Below are 18,670 nucleotides of genomic sequence, written 5' to 3'. Positions count from 1 at the left end.
AGGAGATTCCGCCATGGCCACCGTTGCCGTAACCGATGATACTTTTGATGCCGAAGTGCGCCAGTCCGACGTGCCGGTCGTCGTCGATTTCTGGGCTGAATGGTGCGGCCCCTGCAAGCAGATCGGCCCGGCCCTGGAAGAACTGTCGGACGAATACGACGGCAAGGTGAAGATCGTCAAAGTCAACGTTGACGAGAATCCGAATTCGCCCGGTCAGCTTGGCGTTCGCGGCATTCCCGCGCTGTTCATGTTCAAGGGCGGCGAGGTTGTATCCAACAAGGTCGGCGCCGCGCCAAAGGCGGCGCTGCAAAGCTGGATCGACGAAGTCGTCTGATCCGCTGTCTGTCCGGTAAGAATCAAGGCGCCCCGCGGGCGCCTTTTTTCATCCGAAGGCAACCTCGGCCAGTTTGCGGATCCGCTGAAACCGGATGTGGTGAAGCATTGACGACCCCTTGTCTTCTGGCGGCACCCGCACCCAGTCAATCAACAATTGAAGTTTCAACATGAAGGCCACCGATGCGTCGGCCGGGCCAACAATGTCATAGCCTTCAAAGAATGCTGCCAGCGCGGCCGGTGCAACGGCGCTTCCCGTTTTCAGATGATCGAGGTCACCATAAACCTCGGCATGGTTCAGCAGGAACCTTGCGATATCAAAGCCCACAGGTGTCGGACCCTGCCCCGAAAAATCTATGCCGGTCGCACAGCCGTGATCATCCAGCAGGATGTTTCGCATGTTCATGTCGCCATGTTTGACGGCGCTGACTGTAGGGCCCTGATCAAAAGACCGCGCCCAACCGGGCACATGCCGCGCATGCGACAGGAACACCGCCGGGGCGCGAATTTTCAAGGTGCCATCCCCGACCTGTCGACCCAGATCTGCGATGTGATCAACCATGTATCCGGGCTGGAATCGACGCTGTTCCTGCGCAGCACTTTTGTGAAATGCGGCCAACCAGGCACCCGCCCGGCGCAATGCCGGCATCGGATCGGATGTATCCGCACAGAGTGCGTCAACCGTTTCGCCCGGCGCGCAGTCCATAAGACAGATACAGGCCTCCGGATCCGTTGCCAGAATGCGCGGCGCATTGGCTGTCGGGTGTCCGCGCAACGCCGCCTCGGCCCGGCGCTGGGCAGACGTTGCGGCGCGAAACCTGTCCTGATCAACCGGTGCGAATATGCGTTTCACAATGACCGAGCGTTGCGGGCCGTCCAGCCGCAGCACAAGATGCGCACGCCGGGCGTCCCTGCGATGCCAGCTGTCATTGGGTTGAAAGGCATCAGGCGTCAGCCCCGCCCGCAGCGCAAGCGGCACCCAGTCGTCAAGCAGCTGACTGATCCATTTGTCGCGCATTCGTCTTTGGCCTTCTGCCTTTCAGGCGGGGTTGCAACCCCGGACTCTGCCACTCATATAGCCCAGGAACAAAGGGGGCGAGATGCAGGACGATAGTTTTCCCGGCTGGCACGGAACGACCATCATCGGTGTACGCAAGGGTGGCAAAGCGGTTGTTGCCGGCGACGGCCAGGTCAGCCTGGGCCAGACCGTCATCAAGGGCACGGCGCGCAAGGTGCGGCGCCTGTCGCCCGGCGGTCAGGACGTAGTCGCCGGATTTGCCGGGTCGACGGCAGATGCGTTTACCCTGCTGGAACGACTGGAAACCAAGCTGGAGGCAACCCCCGGCCAGCTTCAGCGCGCCGCGGTCGAATTGGCGAAAGACTGGCGCACCGACAAATACCTGCAAAAGCTTGAGGCGATGCTGATCGTCACCGACGGGTCCGCTCTTTATGTGATCACAGGCGCCGGGGACGTTCTTGAACCCGAACATGACGTGGCCGCGATCGGGTCTGGCGGCAACTATGCGCTGGCCGCGGCACGGGCGCTGATGGATGGTGATCTTGACGCTGAAACCGTGGCCCGCAAGGCGATGGCGATTGCATCGGATATCTGCGTCTACACAAACGGATCGCTGACTGTTGAGGTGATTGATCAATGACCGACCTGACCCCGCGCGAAATCGTCAGCGAACTTGACCGGTTCATCATCGGCCAGAAGGATGCAAAACGCGCCGTGGCCGTTGCCTTGCGCAATCGCTGGCGTCGCAAACAGCTCGCCGATGATCTTCGTGATGAGGTTTATCCAAAGAACATCCTGATGATCGGCCCGACCGGCGTCGGCAAAACCGAAATCTCGCGCCGTTTGGCAAAGCTAGCGCATGCGCCATTCCTGAAGATCGAAGCAACAAAGTTTACCGAAGTTGGCTATGTCGGGCGCGATGTCGAACAGATCGTGCGCGATCTGGTCGAAGCAGCAATCACCATGACCCGCGACCGGATGCGCGAAGACGTGACCGCGCGCGCCAGGCTGCCGAAGACCGGGTGATCGACGCGCTGACCGGGGAAGGGGCGCGCGACCGCACCCGCGAAATGTTCCGCGAAAAGCTGAAACGCGGAGAGCTGGACGAGACCGAGATCACGCTGGAACTGGCCGATACCTCGAACCCGATGGGAAATATTGACCTTGGCGGGCAGGGCGGCCAGATGGGCATGATGAATATCAGCGATCTGTTCGGAAAGGCGTTTCCGGGCAGAACAGTGACGAAAACCATGACAGTCTCGCAGTCTTATGACGCGCTGATCGGGGAAGAGGCTGACAAGCTGCTGGATGATGAAACGGTGACGAAAACCGCACTGGACGCGGTCGAGCAGAACGGCATCGTTTTCCTGGACGAGATTGACAAGGTCTGCGCCCGCGCCGATGCGCGGGGCGCGGACGTCAGCCGCGAAGGCGTGCAGCGCGATCTGCTGCCGCTAATCGAAGGCACAACCGTTTCGACCAAACACGGACCAGTCAAAACCGACCATATCCTGTTCATTGCCTCGGGTGCGTTCCACATCGCCAAACCCTCGGATCTACTGCCCGAACTTCAGGGCCGCCTGCCGATCCGGGTCGAGTTGCGCGCCCTGACTGAACAGGACTTCGTGCGGATACTGACCGAAACCGACAACGCGCTGACCCTGCAATACACCGCGCTGATGGGGACCGAACAGGTCACCGTTGATTTCACCGAAGACGGCATCAAGGCCCTGGCCCATATCGCGTCCGAGGTGAACCAATCAGTGGAAAACATCGGCGCGCGCCGCCTCTACACGGTGATGGAGCGGGTATTCGAAGATCTGTCCTTCAACGCCCCCGATCGCGGTGGAGACAGCGTCACGGTCAATGCCGCTTTTGTTGAAGAGCATCTGGGCGAGTTGATGAAATCCGCCGACCTGGGCCGTTACGTGCTGTAATCTGAAAGACCGGCCATTCGCCCACAACGCGAAAGTCTGCCCTGCCCGCACCCGTCTTTTCGCCAAAAATACTCCGGGGAGGTCTGGAGGGGCTGGCCCCTCCAGCCATCGCCAAGTTGCTGAGATTACGGAATAATCTTTCTCTGCACCCTGCAAGCAAATCTATTCACTTCCCTTTTCGGCCAAAGCGGCACAGATGTTGCCCATGGGTTTCCTGACATTTCTGCGCGCAAACGCGCCATTCCTTGGTGCAGGGGCGCTTCTGGCGTTTACGTCAAGCTATGGGCAGACATATTTCATCTCGCTCTTTGCAGGTGAAATTCGGGGCGCGTTCGGGCTGAGCCACGGCGCCTGGGGCGGGATCTATACGGTTGGAACGATGATATCGGCGGTGGTCATGATCTGGGCCGGGGTGCTGACCGACCGTTTTCGCGTCCGCCATCTTGGGGCGATTGTCGCGGTTGTTCTGGCGCTGGCCTGCCTGCTGATGGCCGGGGCGCAGAATGGCGCGATGTTGATCCTGGCGGTGTTTCTTCTGCGCTTTGCGGGGCAGGGCATGATGAGCCACCTCAGCGTCGTTGCCATGGCCCGTTGGTTTGTCGCCACGCGGGGGCGGGCACTATCGATTGCAGCTATGGGGTTTTCGTTCGGGCAGGCGATACTGCCGATTCTGTTCGTCGCACTTCTGGTCCGGTTTGACTGGCGTTGGCTTTGGCTGCTTGCCGCTGTGATGGTGCTTTTGACCATGCCGGTTCTGGCGCGGTTGCCGCGTGCGGAACGCACACCGCAATCCATCGCCAGGCAAACCCAGTCCGTTGGGATGCAGGGTCGTCACTGGACCCGCCGCGATGTTCTGCATCATTGGCTGTTCTGGATGATGGTGCCGGTGCTGCTGGGCCCGCCTGCCTGGGGCACGGCGCTGTTCTTTCAACAGGTGCATCTGACCGAGGTGAAAGGCTGGGCGCTGGTTGACTATGTGGCCCTGATGCCGCTGTTCACCGCTGCCGCTCTGGGCGCAACACTTGTCGCCGGAGCATTGATTGACCGCTTCGGGTCTGCGGTGCTGGCGATGGCCTATATGGTCCCTTATGTTGTGTCCTTCGTTATCATGGCCGCCGCCGAAACCCTGTTCGGCGCAGCGATCAGCCTGGTGGTATTTGCCCTTGGTTCAGGCATCCAGGCGACCGTGCCAGCAGCCCTCTGGGCCGAATTCTTTGGCACCAGACATCTGGGATCCATCAAGGCGCTGTCCGCGGCGCTGATGGTCTTCGGCTCCGCCATTGGCCCGGGCATCAGCGGTGTCCTGATCGACTGGGGCCTTAGTTTTCCACAGCAGATGTGGGGCTATGCGGTCTATTTCGCGGTGGCCGGAGTCATCATCACGCTGGGATTGCTGCCGGCGCGGAAATTGTTGCCATCAGCGCCTGAGGTAGACATACAACGCACCTGAGCCTCCATGGCGCGGATGCGCTGGCGTGACTTGCTGGACCATCGCAGCCAGCGCAGGCCCATTCAACCAGCGCGGCACTTGATGACGCAACACACCCATGCGTTCGGGAATCGGGCCGCCACCGTCGCGGTTGCGCCCTTTACCAGTGATGACCAGCACAAGGCGGCAACCGCGTGCGCGGGTCGAAGGGATGAAACCGAACAGCGCGCCCTGAGCCTGGTCCAGGGTCATCCCATGCAGGTCAAGTCGCGCTTCGGGCCGGGATTTGCCGCGCTTCAACCGCGCGAAGGTCTTCTTGTCCATGCGCAACGGGACGGCGTCCAATTGCTCGGCCACGCTTGGTGCCAGATCGTGTCGCGGCGCTTCGGATGCCTGGCTGCCCAATCGAAACGGGGCAGGGGCAAAGGCGGGTTTGACAGGTTTTGGCGGTTTCTTGACTGCGGCGGGTGGCGGCTGAATCAAAGGTTGCCGGACATCCGGCCGCAGAGGGGTTGTGGTTTTGGCAACCCGCCGCCACAGGTCTTCGTCTTCGGGCGACAAAGGCCGCCGTTTGCGCGCCACGTCGCCCTAGCCTTCGGGCACCAGCGCAAAGGCGCGCTGGATCGGCATCAGCACCACGATCCGGCCCGGATCCTTGATCCGGCCAGCCTCGCGCCCGGCCTCGGATCCCGTGCCATAGAATATGTCGGCCCTTTGCGCACCCTTGATCGCCGAACCGGTATCCTGCGCAATCATCAGGCGGCGAATCGGGGATTTTCCGTGTTTTTCCAGCCAGACAGGCGCACCCAGCGGCACATAATCGGGGTCCACCGCAACAGTGCGGTTTGGCGTGATCGACCGGTTCATCGCACCAAGCGGTCCCTTGTCGGCGGCCACGCGATTCACCTCGCGAAAGAAGACGAAGCTGGGATTGTGGCGCAGCAACCGGGCCCCTTCATCGGGGAACTTCTTGACCCAGTTGCGGATCACCTGCGCCGAAACCTTATGGGCCGGCAACAGCCCGCGGCGCACCATCTCGGCCCCGACCGAGCGATAGGGGTGCCCGTTGTTGCCGCCGTAACCGACGCGGATCACCCCACCATCGGCCAGACGCACGCGCCCGGAGCCTTGCACCTGAAGAAAGAACACATCAACCGGGCTTTCGACCCAGGCAATTTCCAGATTGCGCCCGTCCATCAGGTTCTGTTCTTCAATCTCGCCGCGGGTGTACCAGGCGGTGCCGGGCGGGATCGTGCTGGGTTTGCGATACAGCGGATAGCGGAAGCGTTCGGTCGGGCGGCGGCTGCCCAGAAGCTCGGGCTCGAAATAGCCGGTGTAGAGGCCGGGATTGCCGTCTTCGATCAGGACCGGACGGAAGAACGCTTCGAAGAATGTGCGTGCGTTGGATTGCCGGCGTGCCAGAATACAGACCGGATCCCAATCGGCATCGTCCATATCGGTACAGGTCGACAGAAAGACGTCCAGCGCGGCGCGGTGATCGTCGCTTTCCCAGCCATCCAATTCATCGAAATCGAGAATTGTGTAACGGGCCTCGGCCATGTCAGCCCCCCAGAACAGCGCCAGTGCTGCCGCCCAGATTGCCAGCAGGCGAACCATCACTCGCCAGTAGCGACCAGTTGCCAGTTCGGATCGTCCGAGCCCATTTTGCGCGCAAAGGTCCAGATATCGCGCTGGCGCTTGATCTCGGTCGGGTTGCCTTCAACGATGTCACCGGCGTTGTCGCGCACGACCGAGGTCAGTTCGCCGACGAATTTGACCACCAGTTCACCCTCGGACGATTTCTTGGTGAAGCGGGCGTCTTGCAGGGCAACCTCGCGCAGGCCGACGAAATTGGCGTCGACTGTCAGGCCTTCTTTCTTGCGGTTCGCGATCACCTGATCGAAGGCTTCGGCCACATCTTCGGACAGGAACGCGCGGATACTGTCGATGTCGCCACCCTCAAAGGCCATCAAGATCATCTCATAAGCGCCTTTGGCCCCGCCGAGGAATTCCGTGAAATTAAAACCCGGTTCGGCGGTTTTCATCGCCGCCAGCGCTTTGGCGGCGGTCGAATCTTCATCTACGTGATCGGTGATGTCGCGGTCCGGGCCACCATCGATGACCTCAAGATCGGGACGGCCGCTTTTTGCGCCATCGCTGCGACCGGGCAGCGGTGCGGGCGGTTTTTCAAATCCTTCGCGCGTGCCGAGGACGTTTTTCAGTTTCACGACCAGGAATACCGCGACCCCGGCGAGCACCAGAAGCTGGATGACAGCAGACGACATGTGACCTCAATCTTGACCAATGGGCTTGGAAATCCCGCGCCCCGATCACTATGTATGGTGCGCGGGTGGACCTGTCCACCGTCGCCCCCTGGGTTCGGAGGATCACATGTACTTGTTTTTGGCCTTTCTGGCCGTTCCGCTGATCGAAATTGCGCTGTTCATTCAGGTGGGCGGGGCAATCGGCCTGTGGCCAACACTGGGAATCGTTGTTCTGACGGCGATTCTGGGCACTTGGCTGGTCCGTCAGCAGGGGGCGCTGGCCATCGCGCAGCTGCGCGGGTCGATCAACGAGCTTCGCGATCCAACCGAACCGCTGGCCCATGGCGCGATGATCCTGATCTCTGGCGCATTGTTGCTGACGCCAGGGTTCTTCACCGACGCCGTTGGCTTTGCCCTGTTGATCCCTGCGTTCCGCGCCGCGGCTTATCGCTGGCTACGCAGCAAGGTTACAGTGCAGCAGTTTTCCTATGGCGACCAGCAACCGCAGCGCCCCATGCGCGACGATATCATTGACGGTGACTTCAGCGATGTAACACCTTCGGATGGCAAACCGCTGCCCGGGGCACCCCAGGGTCCGCCATCAGGCTGGACCCGGCATTGAGGCCCGCGCGCACCCCTGATAAGGACGCGCCAACATTCATTCCCATCGCCAGGAGAGATTGATGGCCGAAACCGACAACGGTGCCGCAACCCCAGCGCCCGAGACCAAGCCGCAAGTTAAAATGAACGTGATGGCACAGTTCATCCGTGACCTGAGCTTCGAAAACATCGTCGCCCAGAAGGGCATTCAGGGTGAAGTGAACCCCGATATTCAGGTGCAGGTTTCGCTGGAACCGAAAAAACGTGCCGCCGAGGGCCAGTATGAGGTTGTGACGCGATTCAACGTCACCTCAAAAAATAAAGGCACCGAGGACACTCTGTTTCTGCTGGAATTGCAGTACGGCGGAATCTTCCAGATCGAAGGCGTGCCAGAGGAACAATTGCACCCGTTCCTGTCGATCGAATGCCCGCGGATGCTGTTTCCCTATATCCGTCGTCTGGTCGCCGACATCACCCGCGAAGGTGGCTTCCCGCCGCTTAATCTGGACAACATCGACTTTATGCAGGTCTATCGGAACTCGCTGGCCCAGCGCGCCAAGGCGGAAGGCAGCGCCGAGGAACCGCGCCCTAGTTGAATTTGCGCCACAGCGCATCATCGCCCATGCCGTCCACAAAGGCGGCATGGGCTTTTTTTTCGGCCGCACTCAGCCGGGTCGGCAGCGGGCTTGGCCGGGGCGTGGGCCGCCAGTCGTCCGAGATTCCCGCAACCGTCGTCGTCTGGTTCGAGGCGAGCGCAAAATCCGGCTGCCGCCCGCCAATCAGCTCCAGATAGACCTCTGCCAATATTTCGCTGTCGAGTAGCGCGCCGTGCAGGGTGCGTGAACTGTTGTCGATGTTGAACCGACGGCAAAGCGCGTCAAGCGACGCCGGAGAGCCCGGAAACTTCCGGCGTGCTATTTCCAGCGTATCAATTGCCTGATCCCAGGGGATCGGCGGCAGTTTCATCCAGCCTAGTTCCGCATTCAGGAACTTGATGTCGAAGGCGGCATTATGGATCACCAGTTTCGCATCACCAATGAAGTCCAGAAATGCCTGTCCGATTGCGGCGAACTTCGGTTTGTCGCGCAGGAAGTCGTCGCCAAGCCCGTGAACCTGAAACGCCTCATCCGGCATGGCGCGTTCGGGGTTGATATATTGGTGATAGGTCCGCCCCGTCGGGATGTGGCCATTCAGCTCTACCGCGCCGATTTCGACAATCCGGTCGCCGGTGCCGGGGTCAAATCCTGTGGTTTCGGTGTCCAGAACAATCTCACGCATCGGGCTGCCTTTGGTGGATTTTGTCCATGACGTTCTGAACGCACGCACGCGCGGCTTCAAGGCTGCTGGTGTCGATAATGTGATCAGCGCGGGCGCGTTTTTCGGCGTCCGGCATCTGACGGGCAAGGATCGTTGCAAGCTTTTCGGGCGTCATCCCGGGGCGGGCAAGGACGCGGGCGCGCTGTACCGCTTCGGGCGCCGAGACCACGACGGTCAGGTTCACGTCAGCGTCCGCGCCGGTTTCAAACAACAGTGGTATGTCGAGCAGGATAACCGGGGCATCTGATGTTGCAATGAACTGCGCCCGGTCTTCGGCAACCAACGGGTGCACGATCAGTTCGAGGCGCTTCAACCGCGCCGGATCACCCGAGATCCAATTGCTGAGCGCGGCGCGATCCACCGTTTCGTTTTTCGCCGCCTCAGGGCAGAGCCTTTCAAGCGGGGCGACAGCCGCGCCGCCCGGGCCATAAAGGCGATGAACAGCTGCATCCGCATCCCAGACCGCAACACCGTGGTCCGCAAACATGGCCGCGGTCGTGGTTTTTCCCATGCCGATGGAGCCGGTCAGGCCGATAAGGAAGGGCGGATGTCCGGTCTGGCGGTTCATGCGCGCAAGACGGCGCGGCGCAATTCGTCATCAACTTCGGGGGCGCGACCGAACCAGGCCTCGAACCCTGGCGCCGCCTGATGGAGCAACATTCCAAGGCCATCGACGACCGCGCAGCCATGCGCGCGCGCCGATTTCAGAAGCGGTGTTTCAAGCGGCGCATAGACGATATCGGTCACGGTGCAGGATGTCGGTAGGTCGGACAGGTCAAGGGTTAACGGTGCCTGCCCATCCATGCCCAGCGCCGTGGTGTTCACCAAAAGGGTGGTATCGGGCAGCGCGGCCTCCACAGTGTCCCAATCGATGACCTGAACCGAAGAACCAAGATCATCGGCCAGACGCTGCGATTTTTCGCGCGTTCGATTGGCAAGCAGGATGTCGCTGTGACCCGCTTCCACCAAGGCATGCAGAATGCCCCGCGCCGCGCCACCTGCGCCAAGCACCAGCGCTGTCCCGGATTCGGGCCGCCAATTTGGCGCACCTGCGGTCAGATTCGCAAGGAAACCGTAACCGTCGGTGTTATCGGCGTGAATCGCGCCATCTTCACCGAAGGTCAGGGTGTTTGCCGCGCCGATGGCTTTCGCCCGGTCTGTCGCCGTGGTTGCCAGGGCCAATGCAGCCTCTTTATGCGGAATCGTGACGTTTGCGCCGACGAAGCCGAGGCTCGGTAACTGGCGCAGGGCCTGGCCTAGGTCATCTGGCCCCACGTCGATCGGGATGTAGTGTCCGGGGATGTCATAGCGGGCCAACCAGTGACCTTGCAACGCGGGCGAACGGGAATGCGCAACCGGATGGCCAAGGACAGCGGCCAGGGGAATACGATGTATCATCTGGCAATATCTCCGCGCGTGGTGAGCCAGCCGAGCAATTCCAACAGCGGCAGGCCCAGAACGGTGAAATAGTCGCCTTCGATCCGGGTGAACAGGCGTGCGCCTTCTTCTTCCAGTTTATAGGCTCCGACCGAGTGGCGAATCGATTCCCAGTTTCGCGCGACGTAATCGGATATATACCCCTCTGAAGCGGTCCGCATTGTCAGGCGCACCTGCCCGACATGCCGCCAGAGCGGGCCCTGCGCACCGACCGCCACGACAGCGGAATGCAATTGATGGGTCTGGCCGGACAGCATAGTGAGTTGTTCGACAGCTTGTTCAGGCGTTTCCGGTTTGGCGAACACCTGACCTTTCAGCGACAGGATCTGATCGCACCCGAGAACCGTTGCCTCCGGGTGGCTGCGCGCCACTTTTCGGGCTTTCATATCCGCCAGAGCGTCGGCCATATCATGCGGGTTGGTGTCATCTGCCGCAAGACTGGCGCGCAGAGCATCCTCATCAATGCGGGCCGGATTGACCGTGACGGGAACGCCTGCGTTTTCCAACAGACTGCGCCGGATGGCAGAGGATGAGGCGAGGATCAACGGCATGATCTTTGTGTAACCATGTGGACAAGTCGGGTGCATAGGGACCCAAAAGCGCGCAGACGTCCAGTGCCCCGCCATATTTGGGTCGACGGGCCGGACACGGGGATCAGATGCCCAGAACTATCCACGGTGAAAAAACGTCGTTCATGCGGTGATGCGGTTTGTGGGGAAGACTGTTGTTAGTGCGTTCAAAGAAAACAATGCACAAGGGTATATCTTATATTCCCGTTTTATAACAGATAGTTATGTATTTTTTGGGATAACTGCGTGCTGGCGTATCCCCAAGGCCGGAAGTGTTGACATCCTTGTGGATCAGCAAAGTATCCCGGTTCTGCACAACCCCTACATCATCATCATCTTTTCTTTCTTCTTATATTATTATTAGAAGGAAGGCCGAAGAAGGATGTCTGAATGACCGAGGTTCTTTTCGCGATTTATCCCTGGGTCAAGGCGGCTCATGTAATCTCGGTCATCGCATGGATGGCAGGGCTGTTCTATCTGCCTCGACTGTTTGTTCACAATGCCGAGCAGGGGGAAAAGGGGCATGCAGCACTTCTGACCATGATGCAGGGCAAGCTGCTGAAGGTGATCATGCGTCCGGCGATGGTTGCGGCTTGGGTGTTCGGGCTGACCCTGGTGTTCACGCCCGGCATCGTCGATTGGGCCTCCTGGTGGCCCTGGTCCAAGGCGGCGGCAGTACTGGCGATGACCTGGTTTCATCATTGGTGTCTGGCGCGGCAGCACGAATTTGTGGCGGGGAAGAACACGCGGACCGGAAAGCACTATCGGTTGATGAATGAGGTGCCGACCGTGCTGGTTGTGGTCATCGTCATCTCGGTCATCGTTCGCCCGTTCTGAACAGCTTTTGTTGACAGGTCGCGGTGACGGCCTTATCTGCCTTGGTCAAGCGGCCCGTTCTGGTGCCGTGGTGATTTCCCAACCCAAACAGAACCGCGCGGCCCAAATGGCCCGGTTCAGGTGATATTTCAAAATGAGCCAAGATCGACTGACGCTTTCCGAGTTGAAAGCCCAAAGCCCCAAAGACCTGCTGTCCTACGCTGAAGAACTTGAGATCGAGAATGCCTCGACCATGCGCAAGGGCGACATGATGTTCGCGATCCTGAAAGAGCAGGCCGAGGATGGATGGGAGATCTCGGGCGATGGGGTGTTGGAAGTATTGCAGGACGGATTCGGCTTCCTGCGTTCGCCCGAGGCGAACTATCTGCCGGGTCCGGATGATATCTATGTGTCGCCTGAAGTTATCCGCAAATTCTCACTCAGGACCGGGGATACGGTCGAAGGGGTGATCAATGCGCCCAACGAGACTGAGCGGTATTTCGCGCTGGCCAGTGTCGAGAAGATCAACTTCGATGACCCGGAAAAGGCGCGTCACAAGGTGGCGTTCGAAAACCTGACACCGCTTTATCCGGATGAGCGGATGCAGATGGAGATCGAGGATCCGACAATCAAAGACCGTTCGGCCCGGATTATTGATCTGGTGGCGCCGATCGGAAAGGGCCAGCGGAGCCTGATTGTTGCGCCCCCGCGGACTGGTAAGACGGTGCTGTTGCAGAACATCGCCCATTCGATCGAGCAGAACCATCCGGAATGCTATCTGATCGTCCTTCTGATCGACGAGCGCCCCGAAGAAGTGACCGACATGCAGCGGTCCGTGAAGGGAGAGGTTGTATCGTCGACTTTTGACGAGCCGGCGACACGGCACGTGGCGGTTTCGGAAATGGTGATCGAGAAAGCCAAGCGGTTGGTGGAACATAAACGGAATGTTGTCATCCTGCTCGATTCGATCACACGGCTGGGCCGGGCGTTCAACACGGTTGTGCCAAGCTCGGGCAAGGTTCTGACCGGCGGTGTGGACGCCAACGCCCTGCAGCGGCCCAAGCGGTTTTTTGGCGCGGCGCGGAATATCGAAGAAGGTGGCAGCCTGACGATCATCGCGACGGCCCTGATCGATACCGGCAGCCGCATGGACGAGGTGATCTTTGAAGAATTCAAAGGCACGGGTAACTCGGAAATCGTGCTGGATCGTAAGGTTGCGGACAAACGGGTGTATCCGGCGATGGATGTGCTGAAGTCCGGGACACGCAAAGAAGAGCTGCTGACCGACAAGGCGAACCTTCAGAAGACCTATGTCTTGCGGCGCATCCTGAATCCGATGGGCACCACGGATGCGATTGAATTCCTGATCTCGAAACTGAAACAGACCAAGACGAATTCCGAGTTATTCGATTCCATGAATGCGTAACTTATTGTTCTAAAACAATGTGTTAAATATGTCTGACACGATCTTTGCAGAGGCGACAGCGCGCGGCAAAGCGGGTGTGGCTGTGGTGCGGCTGTCTGGGCCAGGTGCGCATGTGGCGGTTCAGGCGTTAGCCGGGGATTTGCCGCCAGCTCGGCAAGCACGCCTGCGGGTTTTGCGTGCCGATACGGACATTCTGGATGAGGCGCTGGTACTGACGTTTGACGCCGGGGCCAGCTTTACTGGTGAAGCGGTGGCAGAACTGCATCTGCATGGCAGTCGGGCCGTCGTGGCGGCGACCCTGGCGGCGCTTGGGCAGATGCCCGGACTTCGCCCCGCTGAGCCGGGAGAGTTCACACGCAGGGCGCTGGTAAACGGGCGTCTGGATCTGACCGAGATCGATGGCCTGGGCGATCTTATTGACGCCGAAACCGCAGCGCAGCGGAAACAGGCGCAGACCGTGATGGCCGGGGCATTAAGAGAGGCTGCGGAAGACCTGCGCAGGGATCTGATTCGCGCAGCGGCGTTGCTGGAAGCGTCGATTGATTTCGCCGATGAAGACGTGCCGGAAGATGTCGTACCCGAAGTCACCGCATTGCTGGGCCGGGCAGAGGAATGTATGCGCCAGCTGGTTGCCGGGTCTTACGCGGCAGAGCGGATCCGGGATGGGTTCGAAGTTGCGATTGTTGGTGCGCCAAATGTGGGCAAGTCGACATTGCTCAACCGGTTGGCGGGGCGTGAGGCAGCGATCACTTCAGATGTGGCGGGGACGACGCGGGACGTGATTGAGGTTCAGATGGATCTGCAAGGTCTGCCGGTCACCATTCTGGATACAGCTGGGTTGCGCGACTCCGAAGATACGGTCGAACAATTGGGCGTCGCGCGGGCGCGTGACCGTGCAGAAGCCGCCGACCTGCGCGTTTTTCTGACCGATGCGGATGAAATGCCCGAGGCGGCGTTGGTTCGGCCGGATGATATTGTGCTACGCTCCAAGGCAGATCAACGGGCTGCGATGTCGGAGGGCGCGGTGTCAGGCCTGACCGGGGCGGGCGTGAACTGCTTGATTGAGCGGATTGTCGAAATCCTGTCCGGGCGGGCGCAACAAGCTTCTGTGGCGACCCGCGATCGGCACCGCGTTGCGTTTCAGGATGCGCTGGCCTATCTGGACGCGGCGCGCGTGAAATTGGCGAATGGCCCGATCGGGCTCGACCTGGCGGCGGCTGAGCTGCGGATGGCAACGGCGGCAATCGACCAGGTGATCGGGCGCGTGGATGTGGAATCGCTGCTGGACGAGATTTTTTCTTCGTTCTGCATTGGAAAATGAGGAATGTTTCACGTGAAACATTTTGACGTTTTGGTGGTTGGCGGCGGGCATGCCGGGACCGAGGCGGCCCATGCGGCCGCGCGGCGCGGCGCGCGCGTGGCGCTGGTCACGCTGAAAGCCAGCGCGATTGGTGTCATGTCCTGCAATCCGGCGATTGGCGGGCTGGGTAAGGGCCATCTGGTTCGGGAAATTGATGCGCTTGACGGTCTTATGGGCAAAGCGGCGGATCGGGCTGGTATCCAGTTCCGGTTGCTCAATCGCTCGAAAGGGCCGGCGGTGCAGGGCCCGAGGGCGCAAATGGACCGTGGCCTGTATCGCGCGGCCATTCAGTCGATGATTTCGGATCACCCATGGATCACCGTGATCGAGGGCGAGGTTGTGGATTTTGTGCTTCAGGGACACCGCGTTGGCGGCGTGCTGCTGGCAAGTGGCGACCGCCTGACTGCAAGCGCAACCGTTCTGACGACGGGTACATTTCTGCGTGGTACGATCCATATCGGGACCGAACGCCGATCGGGTGGGCGTATGGGCGAAGACAGTGCCGGCCGCTTGTCAGCCCGTTTTGCTGACTTCGGTGTATCTTTGGGCCGCCTGAAAACCGGCACGCCGCCGCGGCTGGATAGTGCAAGTATTGACTGGACGGTTCTTGATATGCAGGCGGGCGACTATCAGCCCGAGATGCTATCGTTCTTGTCAGACGCGCCTTCGGCGCGACAGATATCATGTGGCATCACCCATACCAATGAGCGAACGCATCAGATTATTCGCGATAATCTGGCCAGGTCTGCCATGTATGGTGGCGAAATTGATGGGGTCGGCCCACGCTATTGCCCATCAATCGAAGACAAAGTTGTGCGTTTCGCCGACCGGGACGCGCATCAGGTGTTTCTGGAACCCGAAGGCCTGGACGTGCCGAGCGTTTATCCCAACGGAATCTCGACATCATTGCCGCAGGATGTGCAGGTGGATTATGTCCGCTCGATCAAAGGTCTTGAATCTGCAGAGATTTTGCAGCCCGGTTATGCCATCGAATATGATTATGTCGATCCGCGCAATCTGGCACCTTCGCTGGAACTTCCGGCGGCTGAGAACCTGTTTCTTGCTGGGCAGATCAACGGCACCACTGGATATGAAGAGGCGGGCGCGCAGGGGCTTGTCGCCGGGCTGAACGCTGCGGCGCGGGCCTATGGCCGTGATCTTGCGATACTGGACCGAACGACATCCTATACGGGCGTGATGCTGGACGATCTGACGACCCGAGGTGTCAGTGAGCCATATCGCATGTTCACATCCCGCGCCGAATTCCGCTTGTCCTTGCGGGCTGACAATGCGGACCAGAGGCTGACACCACTGGGCCAGCAGTTGGGCTGCGTTAGCGATACCCGCGCCAGGTTTTTTGAGGCCAAGCAGTCCGCGCTGGACAGTGCGCGTGCGTTGCTTGAATCGCAGATGATCAGTGCACCGGACCTGAAAACCACTGGAATCAATGTTAATTCAGACGGTCCAAAGCGATCTTTGTTCGACGCTCTGTCCATTCCCGGTGCGTCGGTGGCGGCTTTGGCTCAGGCCGTCCCGGATCTGGCGGCGATGGATCCCGAAATCGCCCGCCAACTGCATCGTGACGCGACATATGCACCCTATGTGAAACGCCAGATGGCGGATGTGGCCGAGCTGACACGGGACTCCATGACGCTGATTCCAGGCGATTTTTCCTATGTTTCCCTTGATGGCCTGTCCGGAGAGCTGCGTGAAAAGCTTGCCGCGATCCGCCCTGCCAACCTGGCACAGGCCGCCCGTATCGAAGGGATGACTCCGGCCGCTCTGACGCTGCTGCTGGCGCGTCTGCGGCAAGATGAGAAATCTGTTCGCAGTGCCTGATCTGGAAAATGTTTCACGTGAAACAATGGCGCGCCTGACCACATACGTCGCACTGTTGGAGAAATGGAACTGCCGGATCAATCTCATCGCGCCTGCGACGACCGAAGATATCTGGAACCGGCATATCCGCGACGCGCTACAGCTGTATCCGATGGCGAAAACCGCGCAAAAATGGGCAGATCTTGGCAGCGGCGGCGGGCTGCCCGGCCTTGTGGTGGCGATTCAGGCGGTCGAACTGGGTGGGCCAGACATGGTTCTTATCGAAAGCGATCAGCGCAAAGCCGCATTTCTGCGCCAGGTCATACAACAGCTGGATCTAAAGGCGCGCGTGGCAATCGACCGAATCGAATCCCTTGAACCACTGAACACTCAGGTTGTTTCCGCCCGCGCCCTGGCACCGCTGCCGAAACTCCTCGGGTATGTTGCGCGCCACCTTGCCAGTGACGGCAAAGCATTGCTGCCAAAGGGGCGTTCCTGGAAATCCGAGCTGTCAAATGCACAACAACGGTGGACCTTCGACTACAAGGTCTGGCAAAGTCGCACCGACCCCGAGGCCGCAATTCTGGAGATCACCTACCTTGAGCCAGCCTAGGTGGACGCAGCCACGCATAATTGCCATCGTCAATCAGAAGGGCGGCGTTGGAAAGACCACAACGACGATCAACCTGGGTGCCGCGCTGGCGGAATCCGGGCGCCGGGTGCTGATTGTCGATCTTGATCCGCAAGGCAATGCCTCAACCGGTCTGGCGATCGAAGATCGCAGCAAGACGACCTATGATCTGCTGCTGGAAGGCGCGCCGCTGGCTGAGATTGTTCAGACCACAGCGATTGAAAATCTGGCCATTGCGCCGGCCACCACTGACCTCAGCTCGGCAGACATGGAAATGATGGCCAATGAAAGCCGGAGTTTCCTGCTACGCAATGCGCTAACCCAGGGCGGCGTTTCTGATGATTTTGATGTGGTTCTGATTGACTGCCCGCCGTCGCTGTCGCTGCTGACTGTCAATGCAATGGTGGCCGCAACGTCGGTTCTGGTGCCGCTGCAATCTGAGTTCTTTGCACTCGAAGGGTTATCGCAACTCCTTCTGACTGTTCGACAAATCCGCAGCGCCGCCAATCCGGGCCTGCGTATCGAAGGCGTTGTGCTGACCATGTTTGATGGTCGCAACAACCTGGCGCAGCAAGTTGAAGCGGACGCACGCGAAACGCTTGGTGAACTTGTTTTTCACACAATCGTCCCACGCAATGTTCGGGTCAGCGAGGCACCGTCCTTCGGTCAACCCGTTCTGACATATGATTCCGGGTCCAAAGGCAGCCAGGCCTATCGCGCATTGGCCGCCGAACTGACCGGAGACACAACAGAGGGCGCAACCCCGTCATGACAGATAAGAAAATTCGAACCGGACTTGGCCGCGGCCTGTCCGCGCTGATGGCAGATGTTCCCGAAGGCTCTGCCAATGATCTGTTGCAGATCGACATTGATCAGATCCACCCCAACCCGGATCAGCCTCGCCGCAGCTTTCCCAAACACGAAATGGGAGAACTCGCCACCTCGATCCGTGAAAAAGGCGTGATCCAGCCGCTGATCCTGCGCCCGCACCCCAGTCGCACGGGCGAGTACGAGATTGTCGCCGGCGAACGCCGCTGGCGGGCGGCGCAGATTGCGCGCCTGCATCAGGTTCCCGCCGTGGTGCGGAATTTTGACGATACCGAAACGCTGGAAGTGGCGATCATTGAAAACATTCAGCGCGCCGACCTGAACCCGGTGGACGAAGCGCAGGCTTTTGACCACCTGATGAAGAAGTTCGGACACACGCAGGAACAGCTGTCCGAGGTATTGGGGAAAAGCCGCAGCCACATCGCCAACCAAACACGCCTTCTGTCGCTGCCCGCCGATGTTATCGAAATGTTGCAGGATGGCCGCCTGTCTGCCGGGCACGCCCGTGTGCTGGTGCCGCTGGAACATGCCTCGGATCTTGCCCGGCGTGTCGTCGCCCAAGGCCTGTCAGTGCGCCAGACAGAAGAGCTGGCGCGCAAAGCACCACCCAGCCCGAAAGCGGCAACCAAGCGGATCACCAAGGACGCCGATACCCGCGCACTCGAATCGGATCTTGCAGCCGCCATCGGCATGAACGTGACCATCAATCACAAACGCGGCGGTGCCGGCTCGCTTACGGTCAGCTATGCGGATCTGGAGGGGTTGGACGCGATCTGCCGTATGCTGTCGTCTGGGTCAGTCGGCCAATAGCTGTCGAAGAACCGCATTCAGCAGATTGTGTTGAAAAACTCCGAAATCAGAGCGTCGCGGATTTCTTGCGAAAACCT

At 59.9% G+C, this 18,670-nt stretch carries 20 protein-coding genes and 1 pseudogene; 13 read left to right on the top strand and 8 right to left on the bottom strand.

What is annotated here, in order from left to right:
• Positions 1-13: 13 nt before the first annotated feature.
• The gene (gene trxA / locus GKR99_17770) at positions 14-334 is read left to right on the top strand and encodes a thioredoxin (protein ID NKB29297.1); all 321 of its coding nucleotides are present in this window, start codon (positions 14-16) and stop codon (positions 332-334) included.
• Between the two features lie 48 nt (positions 335-382).
• Here trxA and GKR99_17765 read toward each other — a convergent pair whose 3' ends face one another.
• Positions 383-1,351, bottom strand: a complete 969-nt coding sequence (locus tag GKR99_17765; protein ID NKB29296.1) for a phosphotransferase — start codon at positions 1,349-1,351, stop codon at positions 383-385.
• An 82-nt stretch (positions 1,352-1,433) separates the two neighbouring features.
• Here GKR99_17765 and hslV point away from each other — a divergent pair, with 82 nt between their 5' ends.
• The 3 genes and pseudogenes from hslV (at position 1,434) to GKR99_17750 (ending at position 4,738) form a co-directional block, all read left to right on the top strand.
• Positions 1,434-1,991 carry an ATP-dependent protease subunit HslV gene (hslV, locus tag GKR99_17760; protein ID NKB29295.1) on the top strand — a complete coding sequence of 186 codons (558 nt, stop codon included), beginning with the start codon at positions 1,434-1,436 and terminating at the stop codon, positions 1,989-1,991.
• Positions 1,988-3,288 (top strand): annotated as a pseudogene (gene hslU / locus GKR99_17755) (ATP-dependent protease ATPase subunit HslU). Before hslV ends, hslU begins: the two are co-directional and overlap by 4 nt.
• Positions 3,289-3,493: 205 nt before the next feature.
• On the top strand, positions 3,494-4,738 hold the full coding sequence (locus GKR99_17750) for an MFS transporter (protein NKB29294.1): 1,245 nt from the start codon (positions 3,494-3,496) through the stop codon (positions 4,736-4,738).
• On the opposite strand, the gene GKR99_17745 is transcribed toward GKR99_17750, so the two are convergent.
• The 3 genes from GKR99_17745 to GKR99_17735 are packed head-to-tail and all read right to left on the bottom strand — an operon-like array spanning position 4,706 to position 7,002.
• The gene (locus GKR99_17745) at positions 4,706-5,299 is read right to left on the bottom strand and encodes a DNA mismatch repair protein MutS (protein NKB29293.1); all 594 of its coding nucleotides are present in this window, start codon (positions 5,297-5,299) and stop codon (positions 4,706-4,708) included. The genes GKR99_17750 and GKR99_17745 overlap by 33 nt on opposite strands.
• A 6-nt stretch (positions 5,300-5,305) precedes the next feature.
• Positions 5,306-6,334: a murein transglycosylase gene (locus GKR99_17740; GenBank protein NKB29292.1), complete on the bottom strand. Its 1,029-nt coding sequence runs from the start codon at positions 6,332-6,334 to the stop codon at positions 5,306-5,308.
• A complete protein-coding gene (locus tag GKR99_17735) occupies positions 6,334-7,002 on the bottom strand; it encodes a Tim44/TimA family putative adaptor protein (GenBank protein NKB29291.1) in 669 nt (222 codons plus the stop codon). Before GKR99_17735 ends, GKR99_17740 begins: the two co-directional genes overlap by 1 nt.
• Positions 7,003-7,108: 106 nt before the next feature.
• On the opposite strand from GKR99_17735, the gene GKR99_17730 reads away from it, so the two are divergent.
• Together GKR99_17730 and secB are read left to right on the top strand one after the other, a co-directional pair.
• Positions 7,109-7,603 carry an FxsA family protein gene (locus GKR99_17730; GenBank protein ID NKB29290.1) on the top strand — a complete coding sequence of 165 codons (495 nt, stop codon included), beginning with the start codon at positions 7,109-7,111 and terminating at the stop codon, positions 7,601-7,603.
• A 61-nt stretch (positions 7,604-7,664) separates the two neighbouring features.
• Positions 7,665-8,177, top strand: coding sequence for a protein-export chaperone SecB (secB, locus tag GKR99_17725; protein NKB29289.1), 513 nt, complete (start codon positions 7,665-7,667; stop codon positions 8,175-8,177).
• Here the strand turns inward: secB and dnaQ are convergent.
• Genes dnaQ through maf form a run of 4 tightly spaced genes read right to left on the bottom strand, consistent with a single transcriptional unit; the run spans position 8,170 to position 10,886 of the window.
• Entirely contained in the window at positions 8,170-8,859 is a 690-nt protein-coding gene (dnaQ, locus tag GKR99_17720; GenBank protein ID NKB29288.1) for a DNA polymerase III subunit epsilon, read from the bottom strand. The genes secB and dnaQ overlap by 8 nt on opposite strands.
• A complete protein-coding gene (gene coaE / locus GKR99_17715) occupies positions 8,852-9,466 on the bottom strand; it encodes a dephospho-CoA kinase (protein ID NKB29287.1) in 615 nt (204 codons plus the stop codon). The genes dnaQ and coaE overlap by 8 nt, the downstream gene beginning before the upstream one ends.
• Complete coding sequence (locus GKR99_17710) at positions 9,463-10,296, bottom strand: shikimate dehydrogenase (protein ID NKB29286.1); 834 nt, start codon at positions 10,294-10,296, stop codon at positions 9,463-9,465. Before GKR99_17710 ends, coaE begins: the two co-directional genes overlap by 4 nt.
• Positions 10,293-10,886: a septum formation protein Maf gene (gene maf / locus GKR99_17705; protein NKB29285.1), complete on the bottom strand. Its 594-nt coding sequence runs from the start codon at positions 10,884-10,886 to the stop codon at positions 10,293-10,295. Before maf ends, GKR99_17710 begins: the two co-directional genes overlap by 4 nt.
• Positions 10,887-11,294: 408 nt before the next feature.
• On the opposite strand from maf, the gene GKR99_17700 reads away from it, so the two are divergent.
• The 7 genes from GKR99_17700 to GKR99_17670 all read left to right on the top strand — a co-directional run bounded on the left by GKR99_17700 (position 11,295) and on the right by GKR99_17670 (position 18,593).
• Positions 11,295-11,741, top strand: a complete 447-nt coding sequence (locus GKR99_17700; protein NKB29284.1) for a hypothetical protein — start codon at positions 11,295-11,297, stop codon at positions 11,739-11,741.
• A gap of 133 nt (positions 11,742-11,874) precedes the next feature.
• Positions 11,875-13,146: a transcription termination factor Rho gene (locus tag GKR99_17695; GenBank protein ID NKB29283.1), complete on the top strand. Its 1,272-nt coding sequence runs from the start codon at positions 11,875-11,877 to the stop codon at positions 13,144-13,146.
• A gap of 28 nt (positions 13,147-13,174) precedes the next feature.
• Entirely contained in the window at positions 13,175-14,467 is a 1,293-nt protein-coding gene (gene mnmE, locus GKR99_17690) for a tRNA uridine-5-carboxymethylaminomethyl(34) synthesis GTPase MnmE (protein ID NKB29282.1), read from the top strand.
• A 3-nt stretch (positions 14,468-14,470) separates the two neighbouring features.
• Positions 14,471-16,345, top strand: a complete 1,875-nt coding sequence (mnmG, locus tag GKR99_17685) for a tRNA uridine-5-carboxymethylaminomethyl(34) synthesis enzyme MnmG (GenBank protein NKB29281.1) — start codon at positions 14,471-14,473, stop codon at positions 16,343-16,345.
• Positions 16,320-16,937 (top strand): 16S rRNA (guanine(527)-N(7))-methyltransferase RsmG, encoded by a 618-nt coding sequence (gene rsmG, locus GKR99_17680; protein ID NKB29280.1) that lies wholly within the window; start codon positions 16,320-16,322, stop codon positions 16,935-16,937. Before mnmG ends, rsmG begins: the two co-directional genes overlap by 26 nt.
• Complete coding sequence (locus GKR99_17675; protein NKB29279.1) at positions 16,840-17,727, top strand: AAA family ATPase; 888 nt, start codon at positions 16,840-16,842, stop codon at positions 17,725-17,727. The genes rsmG and GKR99_17675 overlap by 98 nt, the downstream gene beginning before the upstream one ends.
• A complete protein-coding gene (locus tag GKR99_17670; protein ID NKB29278.1) occupies positions 17,724-18,593 on the top strand; it encodes a ParB/RepB/Spo0J family partition protein in 870 nt (289 codons plus the stop codon). The genes GKR99_17675 and GKR99_17670 overlap by 4 nt, the downstream gene beginning before the upstream one ends.
• Positions 18,594-18,670: the final 77 nt, after the last annotated feature.

It is taken from the genome of Paracoccaceae bacterium, from assembly GCA_012103375.1.
GTDB lineage: Bacteria > Pseudomonadota > Alphaproteobacteria > Rhodobacterales > Rhodobacteraceae > WLWX01.
Note: the sequence above shows the minus strand (reverse complement) of the source record. Positions and strands in the feature narration are given on the sequence as shown.